Consider the following 19,380-nt stretch of genomic DNA (forward strand, 5'->3'; position numbering starts at 1 on the left):
CGGCATGACCGTCGACGTCGTCCTCCCCTGCCTCGACGAGGCCGAGGCGCTGCCCAGCGTCCTCACCCGCCTGCCCGATGGATACCGCGCGATCGTGGTGGACAACGGCTCGACCGACGGGTCCGCCGAGGTCGCCCGCGCGCACGGGGCGCTCGTCGTCACGGAGCCCCGACGCGGGTTCGGGTCGGCCTGCGCCGCCGGGGTCGCCGCCGCCACCGCCGACGTCATCGCGTTCTGCGACGCCGACGCCTCGATGGACCCGATGGACCTCGTCCCGCTCGTCGCACGGGTCACCGAGGGCCGCGCGGACCTGGCTCTCGGCCGGCGACGTCCGACCGGGTCCGGCGCCTGGGCCCCGCACGCCCGGTTCGCGAACGTCGTCCTCGCCCGGCTCATGCGCGGTGCCACCGGGTACCGCCTGCACGACCTCGGCCCGATGCGGGCGATGTACCGCGAGGGTCTCGTCGCCCTCGACCTCCAGGACCGCCGGAGCGGCTACCCGCTCGAGATGGTCCTCGCCGCGCACCGCGCCGGATGGCGCGTCGACGAGTCCGACATCGGGTACGCGCAGCGCATCGGCGACAGCAAGGTCACGGGCACCCTGCGCGGCACCGTCAACGCCATCCGCGACATGTCACGGCTCCTCCGCCGGTACCGGCGGGAGGACCGGCTCGACCCCGCCCGACCGGCCCGCGTCGATGGCGGAACCGCTGCGCGGACCGCTGCCGCGCCTCCCGACCGGTCGACGGGCGTCCAGTCGGCGGGAGCGGACGCGACGGAGGTGCGCGCGTGACGACCGTGGTGCTCATCTGCAAGGAGTGCGTGCCCGGCCGTGTGAAGACGCGGCTCTCGCCGGCGCTCTCGCCGGTCGAGGCGGCCCGGGTCGCCGCGGCGAGCCTCGACGACACGATCGCCGCCGTGCTCGCCATGCCCGCCGAGCGACGGGTGCTCCTGTTCGACGGCGAGCACGTCCCCGCCGCCGCGGCGTCCTTCGACGTCCTGCACCAGGTGCGGGGCGACCTCGACGAGCGACTCGCGGCCATGTTCGACACCGTGGAGGGTCCCACCCTGCTCGTCGGCATGGACACGCCGCAGCTCACGCCCGCGCACGTCGCCCCCGTGTTCGTCCGCGGCGCCGACGGCCAGGAGGGCGCTGACCACGACGCGTGGTTCGGACCGGCCGCGGACGGCGGGTTCTGGGGCCTGTGGCTCCGCGAGCCGCGCGGCGACCTGGTCCGCGGCGTCCCGATGTCCCGCGACGACACCGGGGCGGTGCAGCTCGACCGCCTCCGCGCCGCCGGGCTGCACGTCGGTCTGCTCGATGAGCTCCTCGACGTCGACACGATCGCCGACGCCGAGGCGGTCGCCGCACTCGCGCCGGGGTCCCGGTTCGCGGCGGCGCTCGCCACGGTGCGCGAGGACGACCCGGACGCCGGACGCGACCTCGAGGAGGCACGGCGATGACCACCGACACGATGCTCACCACCGGCGGCAGCCACGGAGGCGACGACCGCGATGCCGCGTTCGGCGCCGGCGGCGACGAGCCGTACGCGCAGGCCCTCGCGACCGACGGCCACATCCGGCTCCGCGACCCCGACCGCCCGGGACACGACGTGACGTTCGACGTCGGCCGCTGGAACGCTCCCGCCGACGAGGTGGACCTGTCCCTGCTCGAGGTCGTCGACGGTCCGCTCATCGACATCGGTTGCGGCCCCGGACGGATGCTCGTCGCGGCGGGCCGGTTCGGGATCCCCGCACTCGGGGTCGACGTCTCCCCGGCTGCGGTCTCGATCGCCCAGCACGCCGGCGGCCGCGCGATCCAGGGTTCCGTGTTCGACCCCGTGCCCGACGAGGGCCACTGGGACACCGCGCTCGTGATCGACGGCAACATCGGGATCGGCGGGGACCCCGCGGCGTTGCTCGAGCGGTGCCGGGCGATCGTGCGCCCCGGCGGTCGGATCATCGTCGAGACGAACGCCGACCCGGACGCCGACCGCACCTACGACGCCCGCGTGGTGGACGCCGACGGCCGGACGAGCGCGGAGTTCCCCTGGGCCGAGGTCGGGCAGCGTGCGCTCCGCCGCGACGCCCGCGTCGCCGGGCTCAGGGAGTCGCAGCGCTGGACGGTCGCCGGTCGGTCGTTCTGCGAACTCCGCCGCCCCTGATCGACTGCACCGCCCCCCTTCCGTCCCCTTCCGCGAGATCGCAGTCGTTGCCGTTCTGGAGGCGCCCAGAGCAGCAACGACTGCGATCTCGCGGTCAGGGGAGGCCGGGGCCGGCCGGGCCCGAAGGGCCGGAGGCACCGGCCCCGCCGACGCGGCGGCGCCGGGTGCCGCGCAGGCCCACCGCGACCGCGCCGACCGCCACGACCCCGAGCACGACCTCGGCGAGCACGAGCCGGAGGGTGTAGTCGAACGGCACCACGGTCGGGTTCTTCTCGTGGTGCGTCGCCTGGATCTCGGGCAGCACCACGAGGGCGAGCACCGCTCCGACGACGACGGCGACCTGCACGACGACGAGCGTCCACCCGGGCAGACGTCGCCCGGCCTTCCGCAGCAGCACCCCGACCAGCACGACGAACGGCGAGAGCACCCCGTCGTGGAGCACCACGGCGCCGATGAGCCACCACAGGAGCCCGACCGCCTTGTGCGGCCGCTCGACGGACCCGAGGGTCCAGGCGCCGAACGCGAGGACCGCCACCCCGACGAGCACGAGCACGAGCCGGGCGATCCGGACGCCCCGAGCGGTGGTGGGCGCGGTGCTCACGAGGTCACCTCGATGCTCGAGAGCCACTTCGTCTGGAGCACCCCGGGCCGGCCGGGCGCGATGATCCGTGCCGGGTAGCCGTGGTCGAGCGGCAGGTCCGCGCCGTTGACCTCGAGCGCGACGAGCGTCGTGGGATCGGCGGCGTACTCCGCGCCCATCTCCATCACGCGGTACCCGCCGTGTCGCTCGAGGCTCGTGACCCGCAGCGTGCTGGCCGCCGGGGCCCCGACGGCCCGGACGAGGTCGCGGATGCGGACGCCGCGCCAGGTCGCCATCTGGCTCCATCCCTCGACGCAGGCGATCGGCAGCTCGACCGTGACGAGGTCCATGGCCCGCAGGTCCGCCCGCGAGAAGCGCTTACGGACGCCGTTCGCGGACACCGTGAGCCCCCAGTCCCCCGCGCGGGCGGTCTCGGTCACCCCGGCGGCGTGGGCGGTCCGGTTCACGGGCAGGCCGGCCGGGCCGAGCCCACGCTGCCGCGGCGCGAAGAGGGTGAACGGTTCGCCCAGGCGGGAGGACTGCCCGACCGTGAGGACGACGACCGCGGCCACCGCGCCACCGACGGCGGTGAAGAACCCGCGGCGCGCCAGGCGCTGCCGGCGTCCGTCCTGCGATGCGGCCGGAGGCTGGTCGCCGTCACCCACGCGGCCTCGCGGACCTCCGGGGTCCGCGTCGATCCACCGGAGGAGTCGGCCCGTGACCCCGCGGGTCGGCGCCGCGGACGGGTGCCGGGCCTCCCGGCCGGAGCCCGCGTGAACCGGGGCGGCACCGTCGCCCGCGGGCACCGGATCGGGCACGAGCTCGCTGCGCACGGCGGGGTCGACGACGAACCGGCCCTCGGCGTCGTAGGAGTCCCGCGCGCGCCAGTACCGGACGATGAGCGGGAGCTTCGCGCCGATGTGGATCGCGAGCGAGCCGATGAGCACGTACGACAGCGCGTAGTGCGTCTGCCGGAACGAGAACGGCCACGGGTACCACTGGTACGTGTTGACGAGTCCGGTGAGCACCTGGACGACCGCCGCCGACACGAAGACCGTGATGGAGGCCCGTTCCAGCAGGTGCACCGGCCCACGGAGCGGGGGGTCCTGGACGAGCGCCGGCATGACCGTGTTCAGCTTGGCGAACAGGAGCGGGATGATCGCGATGCCGGTCGTGATGTGGAGGCCCTGCGTGAACTGGTAGAGCCGGGCCGGCTGCGTGGGGAACGTCATCCAGGGCAGCGGGTCCTGCAGGAAGTGGCTCCACAGTCCGGTCGCGAAGCACACGAGGAACGCGATGCCGAGCAGGCGCCCGAGCACGACCGCGGACCGGGCGTTGCGGTTCGGCGACGCCAGGCCGCGGCGGAGGTCACGGAGCAGCCGACGCACGGCGTTCATCCTGGCATCCCCTCCGGGCCGATCACGGTGGAACCGCCGGATGTGATGCCGACGGGTGCCACTACGCTCGTCGCACCATGCCCCGAGCCCCGCGCCGCACGAGCACTGAGCGTCCCACCCGCCTCGGCGCCGTGCTCGCCACCCTCCCGGCCGCGGTCACCGTGCTCGTGCTCGCGGGCGTCATCGCCTGGGGCATCACGCATCTGGGGTTCCTCCGTCCGGGTCATCGCACTCCATTCGTCACGTGGACCTGCATCGCTTGGGCGGTCTTCGTGCTCGGTGTCCTGCTGCTCCGCGCGGTGCCGCGGCGCGCGGTGGCCGCGGTCGTCCTGGGCGGCGCCGTGGTCGTCGGGGTCGCGGCGTTGGCCGGGCCGCCGGACACGAGCTCGGACAGCGCGCGGTACGCGTGGGACGGCATCGTGCAGCTGCACGGTCTGTCGCCCTACGCGCACACGCCGTCGTCCCACGTGCTCGCGGGCATCCGGCCGGACTGGCTCTTCGGGCACCCGACCCCGCACGTGGTGCAGAGCCCGACCGGCCCCACGTACTGCCCGGGGGACCGCATCCAGACCGCCCACGACACCGCCACGGACGCGCGCCTCTGCACTCCGATCAACCGGCCCTCGGTGCCGACGATCTACCCGCCCATGGCCGAGCTCTGGTTCGCCCTGGTCCGCAGCCTGGTGGCCGTGACGGCGACGTACTGGCCGATGCAGGTCGCGGGCCTCGCCGTGTCGCTCGGGGTCACCGTCGGCCTGCTCCTCGTGCTGCGGCGCGCCCGCGCCGACCTCCGCTGGGCGGCCCTGTGGGCGTGGTGCCCGCTGGTCGCGTCCGAGGCGGTGACGAACTCGCACGTCGACGTCCTCGGCGCCGCGCTCGTCACGGTCGGCGCGGTGCTCGTCGCGTTCGGCCGTCCGGTGTGGGGCGGGATCGCGCTCGGTGCGGCGACGAGCACGAAGCTCATCCCCGCGATCGCGTACCCGGCCCTCCTCGGACGCCGCCGCTCGTGGTGGGCGCTGCTCGTCGGGGTCGCGGTGTTCGCGGTGCTGTACGTGCCGTACGTGGCGACGACGGGCCTCCGCGTGCTCGGCTACCTGCCCGGGTACCTGTCCGAGGAGGGCTACGACGACGGCTCCCGGTTCGCCCTCGTGTCGCTGGTCGCCCACGGGAACGCGGCGATCGTCGTCGTCGGCGTGGTCGTGCTCCTGACAGCGGTCGTCGCCTGGCGCGTCGCCGATCCCGCCCGGCCGTGGAGCGGCGAGGTGCTCGTGATCGGGGTGACCCTGCTCGCCGTGAGCCCCCGCTACCCCTGGTACGCGCTGCTCCTCGTGCCGTTCGTCGTGCTGTCCGGGCGGTGGGAGTGGCTCGCGGTCGGACTCGCGATCACGGTCCGGCAACTGCACCCGTCGGTCGACACGTTCCGGTGGACCCTCGCGGCGGCGGCAGCGCTCGTGCTCGTCGGAACGCTGGTGCGGACACCGCGTTCGGACTGGGTACGCTGGCGCGCCCGCTTGTCCCCCGAACGCCACGCCCCCGTTCCGGGGGGTTCGGATCCGGACCGGCTCGTTTAGGCTCATCCGGACCGTTGGGGCGGCAGAGGGAACCGCCCATGATCAGGGAGTTCCGACTTGCGACCCAGCAAATTCTCAGGGGTGGTCGCTGCCGCGGCAGCCTGCACGGCCGTCGTCCTCGGCGGCCCGCTGCTGACCGTCACCAGTGCGGCGGCAGCCACCAGCACGGCCACCACGAGCACCAGCGCCACCACCACGACCACCACCGTGGGCACGGCGGCGGCGCCGTCCGCCTCCGCGACGGCCGCCGTGCCGGCGACGCCGTCCGCGAGCGCGTCGGCGTCGCCGAGCGCCGCCGCGACCGCCGCGGCGACCGCCGGCGCCACCGCCTCCGCCAGCGCCACGGCGCCCGCGAGCGCCGACGGGTCGGCCACGGGTGACGGCGACCCGTCGCTCGCCGAGATGAACGCCGCGGGCAACCACACGATGGGCTCGACGATCGCGGCGAACACCGGCGCGAACGTGTCCGGCGGCCTCATGCACGCGAACGCGGCGAACTCGTCGGCGGTCCCGGGCACCGACGGGTTCGACATCAGCGCGTGGCAGACGAACAGCAGCATCAACTGGTCGTCCGCCTACAACAAGGGTGCGCGGTTCGTGTACATCAAGGCGTCCGAGTCGACCTCCTACACGAGCAGCCAGTTCGCGTCGCAGTGGACCAGCGCCACGAACGCCGGACTCATCCGCGGGGCGTACCACTTCGCGGTTCCGAACAAGTCGAGCGGCGCGACGCAGGCCACCTACTTCGCGGCGCACGGCGGCGGCTGGAGCGCGGACGGCCGGACGTTGCCCCCGCTGCTCGACATCGAGTACGACCCGTACACCGGCACCGACGGCACGAACACCTGCTACGGCCTGAGCGCCTCGGCGATGGTGTCGTGGATCCGGGACTTCTCGAACACGATCAAGGCGAAGACCGGCGTCCTGCCGGCGATCTACTCGACCACCGACTGGTGGAAGACGTGCACGGGCAACAGCGCGGCGTTCAGCGGCAGCCCGCTGTTCATCGCCCGCTACCCGAGCAGCCTGTCGTCCGGGGCGGGGACGCTCCCCGCGAGCTGGACGAAGTACGCCATGTGGCAGTACGCCGACGCCGGCGTGTTCGCGGGCGACCAGGACGTCTACAACGGCACGCTCGCCCAGCTGCGGCAGTTCGCGTCGGGTGGCGGTGGCTCCGCTCCGGCGATCCCGGCCGTGACCACGGTCGGCAGCTCCCTCAGCGCGGGTGCGCAGCTGAACGGCGGGCAGGGCATCACGTCGGCGAACAAGCAGTACACGCTGAGCATGCAGGCCGACGGCAACCTCGTCGTCTACGGCATGAACCGCGCCCTGTGGTCCAGCCGCACGAGCGGCAAGCCCGGCGCCTACCTGAAGATGCAGGCGGACGGCAACCTCGTCGTGTACCTGGGGAGCAAGGCGATCTGGGAGAGCCACACCTCGAACAAGCCGGCGAACAAGCTCACCATGGAGGACAACGGGGACCTGCGGCTCGAGAACGGCAGCACGCTGTACTGGCACACGAACCGTCCGGGTGCCGACACGATGACGCCGACCTCGACGCTCACCGCCGGCCAGTACCTGCTGTCCCAGAACGGCAAGAAGCAGTTCATCGTGCAGGCGGACGGCAACGTCGTGGTCTACAGCAGCGGCAAGGCGACCTGGGCGTCCCAGACGTCGAAGAAGGGCGGCACCACGCTGACCCTCCAGGCCGACCAGAACACGGTGCTCTACAACAGCGCCGGGTCCGCGCTGTGGTCGACGAAGTCGAGCAAGTCCGGCGCGACGCGACTGGTGATGCAGGACGACGGCAACCTCGTGCTCTACAAGGGCACGAAGGCGGTCTGGGAGTCCCACACGTCCGGACGCTGACACGCTGACCTGCTCCGACCCACCTGGTCGGGCGGTCGCCCAGGAGGCCCGGCCCCGCGCACGCAGCGCAGGGCCGGGCCTCCTGGCCGTCGCGGCTGGGACAGCGCCGCCGGGACCGCGACGTAGGCTGACGTCATGGTCATGCTGGGGATGCCGCACACCGGTCTCGTCGACCGCTTCGGTCGGCGTGCGATCGACCTCCGGGTGTCGCTGACCGAGCGGTGCAACCTGCGGTGCACGTACTGCATGCCGGCCGCGGGCCTCCCGGTCTCGCCGAGCGACGCGATCATGACGGCGGCGGAGATCGCCCGGCTCGTCGGCCTCGGGGCCACACGACTCGGCGTGCGCAAGGTGCGGTTCACGGGCGGCGAGCCCCTGCTCCGGGCGGACCTCGTCGACGTGGTCGCTCGGTGCGCGGCGCTCCCCGACCGTCCCGAGCTGTCCCTGACGACGAACGCGATCGGCTTGGCCTCGCGCGCCCAGGCTCTCGCCGACGCCGGCCTCGACCGCATCAACGTCTCGCTCGACACGATCGACCCCGAGACCTTCACGACGGTGACCCGGCGGCCGTTCCTCGCGCGGGTGCTCGAGGGCATCGCCGCCGCGGACGCCGCCGGGCTGCGGATGAAGGTGAACGCGGTGCTCCTCCGCGGGGTGAACGACACCCACGCCGCCGACCTGCTCGCCTGGTGTCTGGAGCGCGGGTACGAACTCCGGTTCATCGAACAGATGCCCCTCGACGCTGGGCACACGTGGGACCGCGCCGAGATGGTCACCGCCGCCGAGGTCCGGGAGCTCCTCGCCGAGCACGTCGTCCTGACGCCGCACGCCGCACCGCGGGACGGTGCGCCGGCCGAGCGCTACGACGTCGCGGAGCGCAGCGCGGCGGGCAGCGCTGGACGGCACCTCGGCACGGTGGGGATCATCGCCAGCGTGACGGAGTCGTTCTGCGCCGACTGCACCCGGACGCGGTTGACGGCCGACGGCAAGGTCCGGAGCTGCCTGTTCTCGGACGAGGAGACCGACGTCCTCACCGCGATGCGTGCGGGCGCCGACGACGACGAGGTCGTCGCCATCTGGCAGCGGGCGATGTGGGCCAAGCCGCGGGACCACGGCGTCGACCGCGCGGACTTCGTGCAGCCGGCCCGCTCGATGAGTGCGATCGGCGGATGAGCGTGACGCGCATCCGGTTCTTCGCGGCGGCACGCGCGGCGGTCGGGCGCGACGCGTTCGACGTCGACGCCCGCACCCTCGGTGCCGCGCTCGACGCAGTCCCGGTCGAGGACGCCGAGCGCTGGGCCGCCCTGCGGGGTCGCTGCTCCTACCTCGTCGACGGCATCTCGACGAAGCACGCCGCGACGCCCCTCGTCGGCGTCGAGCTCGTCGACGTCATGCCGCCGTTCGCCGGGGGCTGACGCTCTCGGACTCCTCGGACTCCTCGGACCGCTCACGGAGCGCGGGGCAGTGCTCGGGCGTCGGGTGGTACGCGATGTCGATCATCCGGTCGAGCGCGTCGCGCGCCGCGCCGAGGGACGCCATGGCCTCGGTGATCCGGTTGCGCTCCGACTCGAGCAGGGCGAACGCCTCGGGCGACGACGCCCCGCTGTCGACGCACGGCAGCAGCTGCAGCACCGTCCGGCTCGACAGCCCCGCGGCGAAGAACTGCTGGATCAGCTGCACCCGCTCGACGGCGGACTCGGCGTAGACGCGCTGGCCGCTCGCCGTGCGGATCGACGCGAGCAGCCCCTGCTCCTCGTAGTAACGGAGCGCCCTCGGGCTGACCCCTGCTCGCCGTGCGACCTCGCCGATGCGCATCGGACGCCCCTTCCTCGGACACCACTGGTGGGCGGGTGGCGGTCGCCACTTGCCCTTGACGTCGACGTCAACTCCTAGCGTAGCTCCGGCGGTGCCGATCGAGCCCGCCACCAGATGGAGGAACCAGCATGGACATCACCGGACAGACCGCCCTCGTGACCGGAGCGAACCGCGGTATCGGCCGCCAGTTCGTCCTCGAACTGCTCGACCGCGGCGTGAGCACGGTCTACGCGACCGCACGACGCATCGAGGCGCTCGAGGTCGACGACCCGCGGGTCGTCCCCCTGCACCTCGACCTCACCGACCACGCCTCGGTCATCGCCGCCGCGGACGCCGCCCGGGACGTGACGCTGCTCGTCAACAACGCGGGCATCTCGACCGGCGCGAGCCTGGTGACCGGCGACCTCGCCGAGATCCACCGCGAGATGGACACGCACTTCTGGGGCACCCTCGACGTCGTCCGTGCGTTCGCCCCGGTCCTGGCCGCGAACGGGGGCGGTGCGATCGTGAACGTCCTGTCCGCGCTGTCCTGGTTCGCGTTCGGCCCTGCCTCCGGTGCCTACGGCGCCGCGAAGGCCGCCGAGTGGAACATGACGAACGGCATCCGCCTCGAACTCGCCGACCAGGGCACGTTGGTGCAGGGCGTCCACCTCGGCGCCGCCGACACCGACATCATGTCCGGGTACGACGGCCCCATGATCGATCCGCGGGACGTGCCGCGGGCCTCCCTCGACGGACTCGCCGCCGGCTCGATCGAGGTCGTCGTCGACGACTGGAGCGCGATGGTGAAGGCGTCGCTCGCCGGCGACCCGGCGGTCTTCTACGCCCAGCTCGCGTCGATGGCCGGCTGACGTCAGGCGCGTGGCGGTGCCCGTGGTCGCCGGACGGGGCGACCCGTCCGACCGTCACCTCCCCGGCGACGACGGGAACACCGTGACCTCGTCGGCCGGGAGGCCCACGGTCACCTCCGCCCCGACCCGCACCGCGGATGCAGCGACGGCCGCCACGGTGGCGTCCACGACGAACTCCCCCGCGACCACGCGGACGAGCCCGTCGCGCGGCTCGATCCGATCGACGCGCCGGACGATGCCGGACGGCGGACCGGTCCGGACCTCACCGGGCCTCCCGAGCCGCGCGGCGGTGGGGTGGTAGACGGCGAGCGCCGCCGCTCCGGGTCCGGCGTCGACCGCGTCGGCGTGCAGGACCTCGCCGCCCGCGAGCCGGATCCCGCCGACCACGGCATGTCCGTGGACCGGGGTCAGGCCCGAGAACGCGGCGCCGAACGCGGAGGTCGGGCGTCGGAGCACCCGCTCGACGGGTCCGTCCTCGACGACACGGCCGCGCTCGAGGACGACGACGCGGTCCGCGAGCGCCATCGCCTCGAGCGGGTCGTGCGTCACGAGCAGCACGGCCGTCCCGCCCGCCGCGCTCGCGTCTCCGCTCCGGACGACGGCGGCGAGCGCCTGGCGGACCTCGCGCTGCGCCTCCACGTCGAGCGCGGACGTCGGCTCGTCGAGCAGGAGCAGGCGGGGCGTGGTGGCGAGCGCGCGGGCCACCGCGACCCGCTGTGCCTGGCCGCCGGAGAGCGACGACGGCCAGCGGGTGGCGAGGTGCTCGGCCCCGACCGTCGTCAGTGCGGCGAGCGCGCGTCCGTGTGCGGCGCGTCGGCCGAGGCGCGTGGCTCGGGGCCCGTACGCGACGTTCTCGAGCACGGAGCGGTGCGGGAACAGCACGGGGTCCTGCCCGACGAGCCCGACGCCGCGGCGGTGCACGGGGACCAGGGAGCGACGTCCGCGGACGACGGGCTGCCCGGCGATGAGGACCTCACCGGCGTCAGGGCGGACGAGTCCCGCGGCGACCCCGACGACCGTCGACTTGCCGGCGCCGTTCGGGCCGACGAGCGCGACGACCTCGCCGGGGGCGATCGTCAGGTCGACCACGACGTCCCGTGCCGTCACGCCGAACCGGAGGACCGTGGCGGTCACGCGATCGCCCGACGACCGAGCAGGGACGACGCTCCGATGACGACGATCGCCACGGCGACGAGCACGAGCGCCAGGGCGACCGCCGTGTCGGGGTCGATCTCGCGCTGCAGGTAGATCTCGAGCGGCAACGTGCGCGTCACACCCTGCAGGCTGCCCGCGAACGTGAGCGTGGCGCCGAACTCCCCGAGTGCCCGCGCGAAGCACAGGACGAGGCCGGACAGGATGCCCGGCACCGCCCGTGGCGCGGTGATCGTGACGAGCACCCGCGCGGGTCCGGCACCGAGCGTCGCGGCGACCGCCTCGGCCCGGCCGTCACCGGCCCGGAGCGCACCCTCGATCGCCGTGACGAGGAACGGCATCGCGACGAACGTCTGCGCGATGACGACCGCGATCGTGGTGAACGCGATCCGGACGCCGTGTGCGGCGAGGAACCCGCCGACGGGGCCGATGCGTCCGTACGCGGCGAGGAGCGCGAGTCCACCGACGACGGGTGGGAGCACGAGGGGCAGCAGGACGAACGCGCGGAGGACCCCGACCCACCGCGCGTCGGACCGGGCGAACAGCACGGCGAGCGGGAACCCGAGCAGGAACGCGGCGCCGGTCGCGGCGAGCGCGGTCCCGAGACTGAGTCCGAGCGCGGTCAGTGACGCCGACGTGGTGACGAGGTGGCCGAACGTCGACCAGTCGACGGCTCCGGTCATCGCGACGACGGGCACGAGGACGAACAGGCCGCCGACGACCGCCGGGACGGGCAGCCACCACGGCACGGCCGCACGCGGCCCGGACGCGGACCGCCCGGAGCCCCGGGCGGTCACGGCCTGCCGAAGCCCGCGCGCGCCAGGACCCGCTGCCCGGCGGCGGACCGCACGTAGGCCACGAACGACGCGGCGAGCGCCGGGTGCGCGGTGCCCTCGAGGACGCCGATCGGGTACGTGTTCACGGCCTTCGCGCTCGCGCTGAACGGCACGCCGTGCACCTTCGATCCGGCGGCCTCGACGTCCGTCGCGTACACGACACCCGCGTCGGCCTGGCCGGCCTCGACCTTGCCGAGCACGTCGGTGACCGACTGCTCCTCGCTCACCGGGTGGAGGGTGACGCCGGTGGCCGACTCCACCTTCGCGGTCGCCGCACCGCACGGCACCGGGGTGGCGCAGACGACGACCTGGAGGCCCGACCCGGCCAGGTCGGAGAACGTCGCGATCCGCTTCGGGTTGCCCGGCGCGGTCGCGATCTCGAGCACGTTCGTCGCGAAGTCGTGCGTCGCGCCGTCGATCGACCCGCCGGTCCGCAGGGTCCCCATGGTCGCCTCGTCGGCGGAGGCGAACACGTCGGCGGGGGCGCCGGCCTGGATCTGGCTGACGAGGTCGCTCGACCCGCCGAACGAGAACCGGACGTGGGTTCCCGGGTGTGCGGCCTCGTACCGCGCGCCGAGCGTCGTGAAGGTCTGCTGGAGCGACGCGGCCGCGTCCACCGTGAGCGTGCCGGTCGGGCTCGCGGCGGCCGAGCCACTCGCGGCGGGTGCGCTCGGTGCGGAGCCCCCGCTCGACGAACACCCGGCGAGGGCGACCGCACCGACGAGTGCCACGGCGGCGACCGCGGTGTGGCGGAGGTGGGACGACGGACGGGTCATGGGCGTTCCTCCCGGACGGCGCCGTCGACGGCGGGTGCCGGCGCGGGTGCCTCGACGGCGACCATCGTGGCCTTGACGGACGCGACGGCGACGGAGCCGACCTCGAGGCCGAGGTCCCGTACCGCTTCGGCACTCATGAGCGAGACGACGCGGTGCGGGCCGCACTGGAGCTCGACCTGCGCCATCACCCGGTCCGCGACGACGTCGGTGACGATCCCGACGAACCGGTTGCGCGCGGAGCTCTGCACACCCGACGCGGGGTCGGCGAGCGCCGTGCTGCGCTCCTTGGCGTACCGCGCGAGCTCACGGCCGTCGATGACCGCCCGGCCCGCGTCGTCGGTGGCACGGGTGAAGGTCCCGCCGTCGACGAGTCGCCGGACGGTGTCGTCGCTCACGCCGAGGTATGTGGCGGCGTCGCGGATCCGCAGTTGCGTCATGGTGTTGCGATTCTAGACGCGGATGCCGCTCAGAGCCGACAGCGGGTGTCGCTCGATGGTCAGCGGGTGTCAGCGGTCGGGAACTCGAGGCGGACCACGAGACCGCCGCCCGGCCGCTCCTCGAACCGGAGTGCCGCGTGGTGCAGGTCGGCGACCCACCGGACGATGGACAGCCCGGTGCCGGTGCCGACCCCGGTTCCGCCGACGACACCGGGGTCGATGCCGTCGGCCCGCCCGGCGAGGCGTTCCGGCACGCCGCTGCCCGAGTCGGCGACCGCGAAGCACCGGTCCCGCACGGTGATGCGCACCGGGCCGTCCGTGTGCCGGATCGCGTTCTCGACGAGGTTCCGGACGGCGTGTTCGACGAGGTCCGCGTTGCCCCGGACCACGGTCGGCACGGCATCCACGGACACGAGGGCACCACGGTCGAGTTCGTCGACCGTGACCTCGACGAGCTGGTCGAGTCGGAGCAGCCGCTGGTCGATCTCGCCACCGGACTCGGACCGCGCTCGCGCGAGCAGGCTGGTCACCACGCCGGTCATCCGCTCCAGCCGACCCTGGAGGTCCCGGAGCGCCTGGTCGGCGGTGTCCGGATGCCGGATGCCCGACTCCGCGATGAGGCCGAGCGTCGCGAGCGGCGTGCGCAGTTCGTGCGCGGCCTCGCGGAGGAACTGCTCCTGCCGTTCCACCTGCCGCACGGCGGGACGCATCGCGCGACCGGAGAGCACGTGCCCGGTGACGGTCCCCAGGAGCACCAGCACGGCGACCGCGAGGACGAGCCCCAGCACGAGTGTCCGACGGCTGAACGGCGCCGCGGCCGGCGCACCCACCATCGTCATCGCGACGTCCGATGGGTCGAGTGGCCGCGCCACCCACCGCATCGCGACCCCGTTCCGCCCGGACACCGTCTGGAAGACCGACGCGTGTGCGCGCCGCATGCCGGCGTACATCGCGCTGATCACCGCCGAGGACGGCAGGGACGACTGCCGCGGCGAGGCGTACTCGATGCCCCGCGCGTCCACGAACCCCGCCGGCATCGTCCCGATCGCGGCGAAGCCGGCGCCCGACGCGGGCGTCGTCCCCGTCGCGAAGCTGAAGTACCGGCCGTCGTGCGTGACACCCTCGGAGACCAGGCGGGCCTGGGTGCGGAGGCCGTCGTCGACCCGATGGCGCGCGGCGGCGTCCGTCGCGGCGAAGAACACCGCGAGGGCCACCATGCAGGCCGCGGTCGTCAGCGCGAAGAACAGGGTCATGCTCCAGCGGATCCGCTCGAGCCGCCGCCGGGCCGCCGGGCTCGGTCGGGACCCGATCGCGACCTCGCGCGTCCTCATGATCGGATCCGGTAGCCGACGCCGCGGACGGTCTCGATCAGGTCCGGCTCGCCGAGCCGCCGCCGGAGTTGCGCGATCACGACGTCCACGACGTTCGACAGCGGATCGCTGCGCTCGTCCCAGCACCCCTCGAACAGCGCGCTCCGGGACAGCACGGCGCCGTCGGCGGTGAGGAGCATCTCGAGGACCCCGAACTCCTTGGGCGTCAGACTCAGGAGGACGCCGTCGTGCGTGACCTCGTGCCGGGGCACGTCCATGACGACCGGACCGGCACGGAGGACGGGGACGCGGAGCGCCGCCCCGCGCCGGGTCAGGGCCCGCAGACGGACCTCGAGCTCGGCGAAGGCGAAGGGCTTGACGAGGTAGTCGTCCGCGCCCTCGTGGAACCCGTCGACGCGGTCCTCCACGGTGTCGCGGGCCGTCAGCACGAGCACGGGGACCGTGTCGCCCGCGCGCCGCAACGCGCGGAGGAACGTGAGCGAGTCACCGTCGGGGACCGTGCGGTCGAGCACGAGGCCGTCGTACGCCGTCACCGCGACGGCTTCGTCGGCCGCGGCGAGGTCGGTCACGTGGTCGGTCGCGAACCCGGCCCGCCGGAGTCCGTCGAGGATCCGGGCGGCCAGGTCGAGATCGTCCTCCAGCAGCAGCAACCGCACGTCCACGTCCCTCCGACTCCGAGCGACACCTTCGCAGGACCGAGATGAGGAAGTCGTGAGACCGGCCGGGGACGGTCTCATCTCGGCCTCACGGTCGGCGCGGCACAGTGGAGGCATGAACCGCTCCGATCCACGGCACCGCCTCCTGGTCGTCTCGACGACGGCCGCGCTCGTCGGGCTCACCCTGACGGGCTGCGCCGCCCCGCGCTCCGACGCCGCCCCGCGCCCCGCCGTCACCCGCACCGCCCCGGCGACGCAGTCGACGGCGACACGGACGCCGAGCCGTCCGCCGGCCACCCCGAGCGCTGCGCCGTCCGCCGCGGGCGCCCCGTCCGCACCCGCCGCGAACGCGGCATCGACCCCCGCACCGGGCGCGGGGGCCGCCGCGGGACCGGGAACGCGCTCCGGGATGTGCACGACCGCACAGTTGTCCGCACGACTCGGCGAACAGGGCGGGAACCCCCCGGGGAGCGGCGGCGGGATGTCCAAGGAGCAGCTCGCCATCATCCTGACGAACACGAGCCCCACGACCTGCACGCTGCAGGGCTGGCCCGGCGTGTCCTACGTGGGTGACGGCAACGGCACGCAGATCGGTCCCGCCGCGACCCTGGACCGGGACGTGCAACACCCCACGGTCACGCTCCAACACGGCCGCGCCGCTCAGGCCTACATCATCATCGAGGTCGCTGCCGCCTTCGATCCGGCGACGTGCAAGCCCGTGCACATCGACGGTATCCGCGTCTACCCGCCGGGCAGCAGGACGGCGCTCTTCATCCGCGGCGGCAGTGGCGCCGGCGACGGCACGGCGTGCTCGGCAGGCGAGCTCAGGCAGACCATCGTCGAGGCGGTCATCCCCTACCCGTGAGCAGCACGCCCGCCACTACCCCCGACCGGGACGCTCGGCGGTCGGCCGCGCCTCGGCGAGCCATGCGGTCATGCCGCCGTCGAGCACGGTCACGGTCCGACCGTCGCCGTTCGCCGTGGCCCACGCGTCCGCGCGTGGGCCACGGGCGCAGTACACGACGACCTCGGCGCCGGCGGGCACGGCGTCCGGCCGCACCGCGCCGGGGACGACGCCCGTGGCCTCGAGCTCGGCGTCCGTGCGGACGTCCACGAGCACGAAGGCGTCGCGACCCTGCGTCCGCAGGGCGAGCCGGGCCTCCAGAGCGGCGGGCGCGATCCGACGGACCGGCTCCGACGGCAGGGTCGGGAGGGCCGGCGGACGTCGCGACGCCGGCCCACGACGCAGCGGACTCTCCACGGTGCGCCACGTGCGCGCGTCGACCGTCACGACGCGGCCGAGCAGGGGGTCGCCGACGCCGGTGACGAGCGTGAACACCTGGCCCGCCATGACCGACCCGACCACGCCGCAGAGCGCGGGGACGACCCCGTCGAGCGCACAGGAACCGTCGTCGTCGAACGGGTCGGGGTGCAGGTCGTGGAAGTCGACTGCGGCACCGTCCGGAGCGGCGTCCCAGAACACGGACACCTGGCCGTCCGAGCCGAGGGCACTGCCCCACACGAGCGGGACGCCGGCCGCGGCACAGGCGTCGGACGCCGCCCGTGTCACGAGGACGCTGTCGGCGGCGTCCACCACGACGTCGTGTCCCGGGACGATCTCGGGGGCGAACCCGGCGACGACGGCGACCGCCTCGGCCTCGGGGTCGACGGCGCTCGCCCGCTCCGCCGCGACACGTGCCTTCGGTCGGCCGACGTCGGCGGCCGTGAACAGCGTCTGGCGGGCGAGGTTCGACGGGTCGACGACGTCCGGGTCCACGATCGTCAGGCGCGCGAGGCCGGCCCCCGCGAGCAGGGCGACGACGGGCGACCCCAGGCCTCCGGCACCGATGACGAGCACGCGTGCGGCGGCGAGGCGACGGATGCCCTCGTCCCCGACCCCGGGCAGCGGCGAGGTCCGCGAGCCGAGACGCCGACGGGCGGCGGAGGCGGTCGGAGCCGGTTCGACGATCGGACGCATCCCGTCATTATGTGTGTCGCACCGAAGACACGAGTGTGAACTCTCAGCGGCGACCGCGCGAACACCCGGGCGCGCTGCCAGTGGGGCTGGGTAGCGTCCGGGCGGTGCGTTCTCCGCAGACCGGTGCCATCAGCATCCAGCGGCCGACCCGGGTCCCGTCCCTCCGGCGGTCCGTCCGGGGGCTGTCCGGCACGCTGTCGATCGCCTCGGCCCGCTCGCCGGAGCTCACGATCGCGGCGCTCGGCGTGCTGCTCGCCGCGGCCTTCGCCTGGGTGCCGTCCCTCTGGTACGACGAGGGCGCCACCGTCACGAGCGCGACCCGGACCTGGGGGCAGCTCTGGAGCGAACTGCACCACGTCGACGCCGTGCACGGGCTCTACTACGCCTGCATGCACGTCTGGTTCCGCCTCGTCGGCTCCACCCCGTTCACGCTGCGGTTCCCGAGCGCGCTCGCCGTCGGGCTCGCCGCCGGGCTCGTCGTCGCGCTCGGCCGTCGGATCGCCGGTCGCCGGGTCGGCGTCGTCGCGGGCGTCGTGTTCCTGCTCCTCCCCCGCGTCGCCTGGGCCGGCGTCGAGGGCCGCCCCTACGCGACCATCACCGCGCTGTCGGTGGGCCTGACACTCGTCGGCCTCACCGCGGTGCGACGCACGCGGCACGGCACCGGACGGCGGTGGTGGGTCGCGTACGGGGTCCTCGCCGCGGTCGCGGTGGTGTTCAACGTCTACCTGTCGCTCGTCGTCGTCGCCCACGCCGTGGCGCTCGCGTGGACGCGGCTCGCCGACCTCCGAGCCGCCCGCGCCGCCCCCATGACGCATCGCGGTCCCGCCCCCGTGCCGATCGTGCCGCGGCACGTCCTCGGCGCGTGGGCGATCGCCGCGGGCTGCGCAGCCGTCACCGTCGTGCCGTTCGTGGCCGTCGCCACGGGCCAGTCGGAGCAGGTGAGCTGGATCGCCGGGGTCGGGCCGGGCACCGTGCGCCAGGTGTCGACGACGGCGTGGTTCCCCGGGTCGGTCCCGTTCGCGACGGCCGCCTGGGTCGCGATGGCGGCCGGCGTCGTCCTCGGTCTGCGTGGCGCGCGACGTCGCGCCACCGCCCGGACCGCCGGGGAGGCCCTGCGCGCCCAGGCGGTCCGGGTCACCCTGCCCGTCGTCGTCGTCCCGACGGCACTCCTCGTCGGCGCGACGGCCCTCGGGGAGCACCTGTACTCGCCGAAGTACGCCACGCTGAGCCTGCCGTTCGTCGCGGTGCTCATCGCCCTCGGCCTGACGTCGATCCGCCCGCGGGTCCCCGCCCTCGTCGCGGTCGGTCTGCTCGTCGCGCTGGCCGTGCCCGCCGCGGTGGCCGTGAAGACCCCGTACGCCAAGCAGGACTCGCACTGGGCGCAGGCCGCCGCGATCGTGAGCCGGCAGCGCTCGTTCGCTCCCGACGCGGACGAGGGTGTCGTCTACGGCAGCGTGTGGCACCACCCGACGACGACGACGCAGATCATCCGCGACGCCTACCCGCGGGCCTTCGCCGGGATGACCGACCTGGCCGCGGTCACGAGCGGCCCCGCCACCGGTCGGCTCTGGGACACGAACGGGGACGTCGCCACGACGGTGCCCCGCCGTCTCGGCGACATCGACACGGTGTGGTTCCTCGGGGCGCCGTCCCGCGACGTCCGCCCGGCGCTCACCGCGACACTCGAACGTCGTGGGTTCCACGTCGCCGGCACGTGGCGCACCGGCACCGTCATCGTGTCCGAGTACAAGCGCACCGGGCACTGATCCGGCGGCAAACCGCCTGGTCGGTATCGTTCGGGGTACAACCGCGTCCCCCGCATTGGGGGCCTCAGAGTTCTCGAGAACCGCTCAGACTGATGGGGCCGCACGGTGTCGTCGTCCGGGCGTCGTTCCGCAGCCCGATCCTGCGTCCGACGATCCACTCCGACGGGGTACACCGCGAGCGACCCGATCCGACCCGAGGA

21 protein-coding genes are annotated in these 19,380 nt (G+C 74.1%); 10 read left to right on the plus strand and 11 right to left on the minus strand.

Annotated elements, in window-relative coordinates:
• The first annotated feature begins 4 nt into the window (after positions 1 to 4).
• From DEI93_RS13055 to DEI93_RS13065, 3 genes are read left to right on the plus strand one after another with little or no spacing between them, the layout of a single operon-like run.
• Positions 5 to 793: a glycosyltransferase family 2 protein gene (locus DEI93_RS13055; RefSeq protein ID WP_349815064.1), complete on the plus strand. Its 789-nt coding sequence runs from the start codon at positions 5 to 7 to the stop codon at positions 791 to 793.
• Positions 790 to 1,464 carry a TIGR04282 family arsenosugar biosynthesis glycosyltransferase gene (locus DEI93_RS13060; protein ID WP_111120321.1) on the plus strand — a complete coding sequence of 225 codons (675 nt, stop codon included), beginning with the start codon at positions 790 to 792 and terminating at the stop codon, positions 1,462 to 1,464. The genes DEI93_RS13055 and DEI93_RS13060 overlap by 4 nt, the downstream gene beginning before the upstream one ends.
• Positions 1,461 to 2,165 carry a class I SAM-dependent methyltransferase gene (locus DEI93_RS13065; RefSeq protein WP_258368681.1) on the plus strand — a complete coding sequence of 235 codons (705 nt, stop codon included), beginning with the start codon at positions 1,461 to 1,463 and terminating at the stop codon, positions 2,163 to 2,165. Before DEI93_RS13060 ends, DEI93_RS13065 begins: the two co-directional genes overlap by 4 nt.
• A gap of 94 nt (positions 2,166 to 2,259) precedes the next feature.
• Here DEI93_RS13065 and DEI93_RS13070 read toward each other — a convergent pair whose 3' ends face one another.
• Together DEI93_RS13070 and DEI93_RS13075 are read right to left on the minus strand one after the other, a co-directional pair.
• Positions 2,260 to 2,766 (minus strand): hypothetical protein, encoded by a 507-nt coding sequence (locus DEI93_RS13070; protein ID WP_111120322.1) that lies wholly within the window; start codon positions 2,764 to 2,766, stop codon positions 2,260 to 2,262.
• Positions 2,763 to 4,142: a molybdopterin-dependent oxidoreductase gene (locus DEI93_RS13075; protein WP_258372310.1), complete on the minus strand. Its 1,380-nt coding sequence runs from the start codon at positions 4,140 to 4,142 to the stop codon at positions 2,763 to 2,765. The genes DEI93_RS13070 and DEI93_RS13075 overlap by 4 nt, the downstream gene beginning before the upstream one ends.
• Before the next feature lie 77 nt (positions 4,143 to 4,219).
• On the opposite strand from DEI93_RS13075, the gene DEI93_RS13080 reads away from it, so the two are divergent.
• A complete protein-coding gene (locus tag DEI93_RS13080; protein WP_111120323.1) occupies positions 4,220 to 5,713 on the plus strand; it encodes a glycosyltransferase family 87 protein in 1,494 nt (497 codons plus the stop codon).
• Between the two features lie 2 nt (positions 5,714 to 5,715).
• On the opposite strand, the gene DEI93_RS13085 is transcribed toward DEI93_RS13080, so the two are convergent.
• Positions 5,716 to 6,165: a hypothetical protein gene (locus DEI93_RS13085; protein ID WP_220038786.1), complete on the minus strand. Its 450-nt coding sequence runs from the start codon at positions 6,163 to 6,165 to the stop codon at positions 5,716 to 5,718.
• Here DEI93_RS13085 and DEI93_RS13090 point away from each other — a divergent pair.
• The 3 genes from DEI93_RS13090 (at position 6,140) to DEI93_RS13100 (ending at position 8,997) form a co-directional block, all read left to right on the plus strand.
• Positions 6,140 to 7,582: a GH25 family lysozyme gene (locus DEI93_RS13090; protein WP_220035687.1), complete on the plus strand. Its 1,443-nt coding sequence runs from the start codon at positions 6,140 to 6,142 to the stop codon at positions 7,580 to 7,582. The genes DEI93_RS13085 and DEI93_RS13090 overlap by 26 nt on opposite strands.
• Positions 7,583 to 7,717: 135 nt before the next feature.
• Entirely contained in the window at positions 7,718 to 8,755 is a 1,038-nt protein-coding gene (gene moaA / locus DEI93_RS13095) for a GTP 3',8-cyclase MoaA (RefSeq protein ID WP_111026355.1), read from the plus strand.
• The gene (locus DEI93_RS13100; RefSeq protein ID WP_111049643.1) at positions 8,752 to 8,997 is read left to right on the plus strand and encodes a MoaD/ThiS family protein; all 246 of its coding nucleotides are present in this window, start codon (positions 8,752 to 8,754) and stop codon (positions 8,995 to 8,997) included. Before moaA ends, DEI93_RS13100 begins: the two co-directional genes overlap by 4 nt.
• Here the strand turns inward: DEI93_RS13100 and DEI93_RS13105 are convergent.
• Positions 8,972 to 9,397, minus strand: a complete 426-nt coding sequence (locus DEI93_RS13105) for a MerR family transcriptional regulator (protein ID WP_111011193.1) — start codon at positions 9,395 to 9,397, stop codon at positions 8,972 to 8,974. The two genes, DEI93_RS13100 and DEI93_RS13105, sit on opposite strands and share 26 nt — an antisense overlap.
• A gap of 128 nt (positions 9,398 to 9,525) precedes the next feature.
• Between DEI93_RS13105 and DEI93_RS13110 the strand changes: the two genes are divergently transcribed.
• The gene (locus DEI93_RS13110; RefSeq protein WP_111072447.1) at positions 9,526 to 10,248 is read left to right on the plus strand and encodes an SDR family oxidoreductase; all 723 of its coding nucleotides are present in this window, start codon (positions 9,526 to 9,528) and stop codon (positions 10,246 to 10,248) included.
• A 54-nt stretch (positions 10,249 to 10,302) separates the two neighbouring features.
• Here DEI93_RS13110 and DEI93_RS13115 read toward each other — a convergent pair whose 3' ends face one another.
• Genes DEI93_RS13115 through DEI93_RS13140 form a run of 6 tightly spaced genes read right to left on the minus strand, consistent with a single transcriptional unit; the run spans position 10,303 to position 15,436 of the window.
• A complete protein-coding gene (locus DEI93_RS13115) occupies positions 10,303 to 11,382 on the minus strand; it encodes an ABC transporter ATP-binding protein (RefSeq protein ID WP_111120325.1) in 1,080 nt (359 codons plus the stop codon).
• A complete protein-coding gene (locus DEI93_RS13120) occupies positions 11,379 to 12,197 on the minus strand; it encodes an ABC transporter permease (protein ID WP_258372311.1) in 819 nt (272 codons plus the stop codon). Before DEI93_RS13120 ends, DEI93_RS13115 begins: the two co-directional genes overlap by 4 nt.
• Positions 12,194 to 13,012: a molybdate ABC transporter substrate-binding protein gene (gene modA, locus DEI93_RS13125; protein ID WP_111120326.1), complete on the minus strand. Its 819-nt coding sequence runs from the start codon at positions 13,010 to 13,012 to the stop codon at positions 12,194 to 12,196. Before modA ends, DEI93_RS13120 begins: the two co-directional genes overlap by 4 nt.
• Complete coding sequence (locus DEI93_RS13130) at positions 13,009 to 13,449, minus strand: TOBE domain-containing protein (RefSeq protein ID WP_111120327.1); 441 nt, start codon at positions 13,447 to 13,449, stop codon at positions 13,009 to 13,011. The genes modA and DEI93_RS13130 overlap by 4 nt, the downstream gene beginning before the upstream one ends.
• 59 nt (positions 13,450 to 13,508) lie before the next feature.
• Entirely contained in the window at positions 13,509 to 14,780 is a 1,272-nt protein-coding gene (locus DEI93_RS13135) for a sensor histidine kinase (RefSeq protein ID WP_111120328.1), read from the minus strand.
• Positions 14,777 to 15,436: a winged helix-turn-helix domain-containing protein gene (locus tag DEI93_RS13140; protein WP_111011205.1), complete on the minus strand. Its 660-nt coding sequence runs from the start codon at positions 15,434 to 15,436 to the stop codon at positions 14,777 to 14,779. The genes DEI93_RS13135 and DEI93_RS13140 overlap by 4 nt, the downstream gene beginning before the upstream one ends.
• A 115-nt stretch (positions 15,437 to 15,551) precedes the next feature.
• Between DEI93_RS13140 and DEI93_RS13145 the strand changes: the two genes are divergently transcribed.
• Positions 15,552 to 16,301, plus strand: coding sequence for a DUF4232 domain-containing protein (locus DEI93_RS13145; protein WP_111120329.1), 750 nt, complete (start codon positions 15,552 to 15,554; stop codon positions 16,299 to 16,301).
• Between the two features lie 15 nt (positions 16,302 to 16,316).
• On the opposite strand, the gene DEI93_RS13150 is transcribed toward DEI93_RS13145, so the two are convergent.
• Positions 16,317 to 17,414, minus strand: coding sequence for a HesA/MoeB/ThiF family protein (locus tag DEI93_RS13150; protein WP_111120330.1), 1,098 nt, complete (start codon positions 17,412 to 17,414; stop codon positions 16,317 to 16,319).
• 104 nt (positions 17,415 to 17,518) lie between these two features.
• On the opposite strand from DEI93_RS13150, the gene DEI93_RS13155 reads away from it, so the two are divergent.
• Entirely contained in the window at positions 17,519 to 19,180 is a 1,662-nt protein-coding gene (locus tag DEI93_RS13155) for a glycosyltransferase family 39 protein (RefSeq protein WP_111120331.1), read from the plus strand.
• The last annotated feature ends 200 nt before the right edge of the window (positions 19,181 to 19,380 follow it).

Origin of the sequence: Curtobacterium sp. MCBD17_035 (assembly GCF_003234815.2) — a bacterium.
Classification (GTDB): domain Bacteria; phylum Actinomycetota; class Actinomycetes; order Actinomycetales; family Microbacteriaceae; genus Curtobacterium.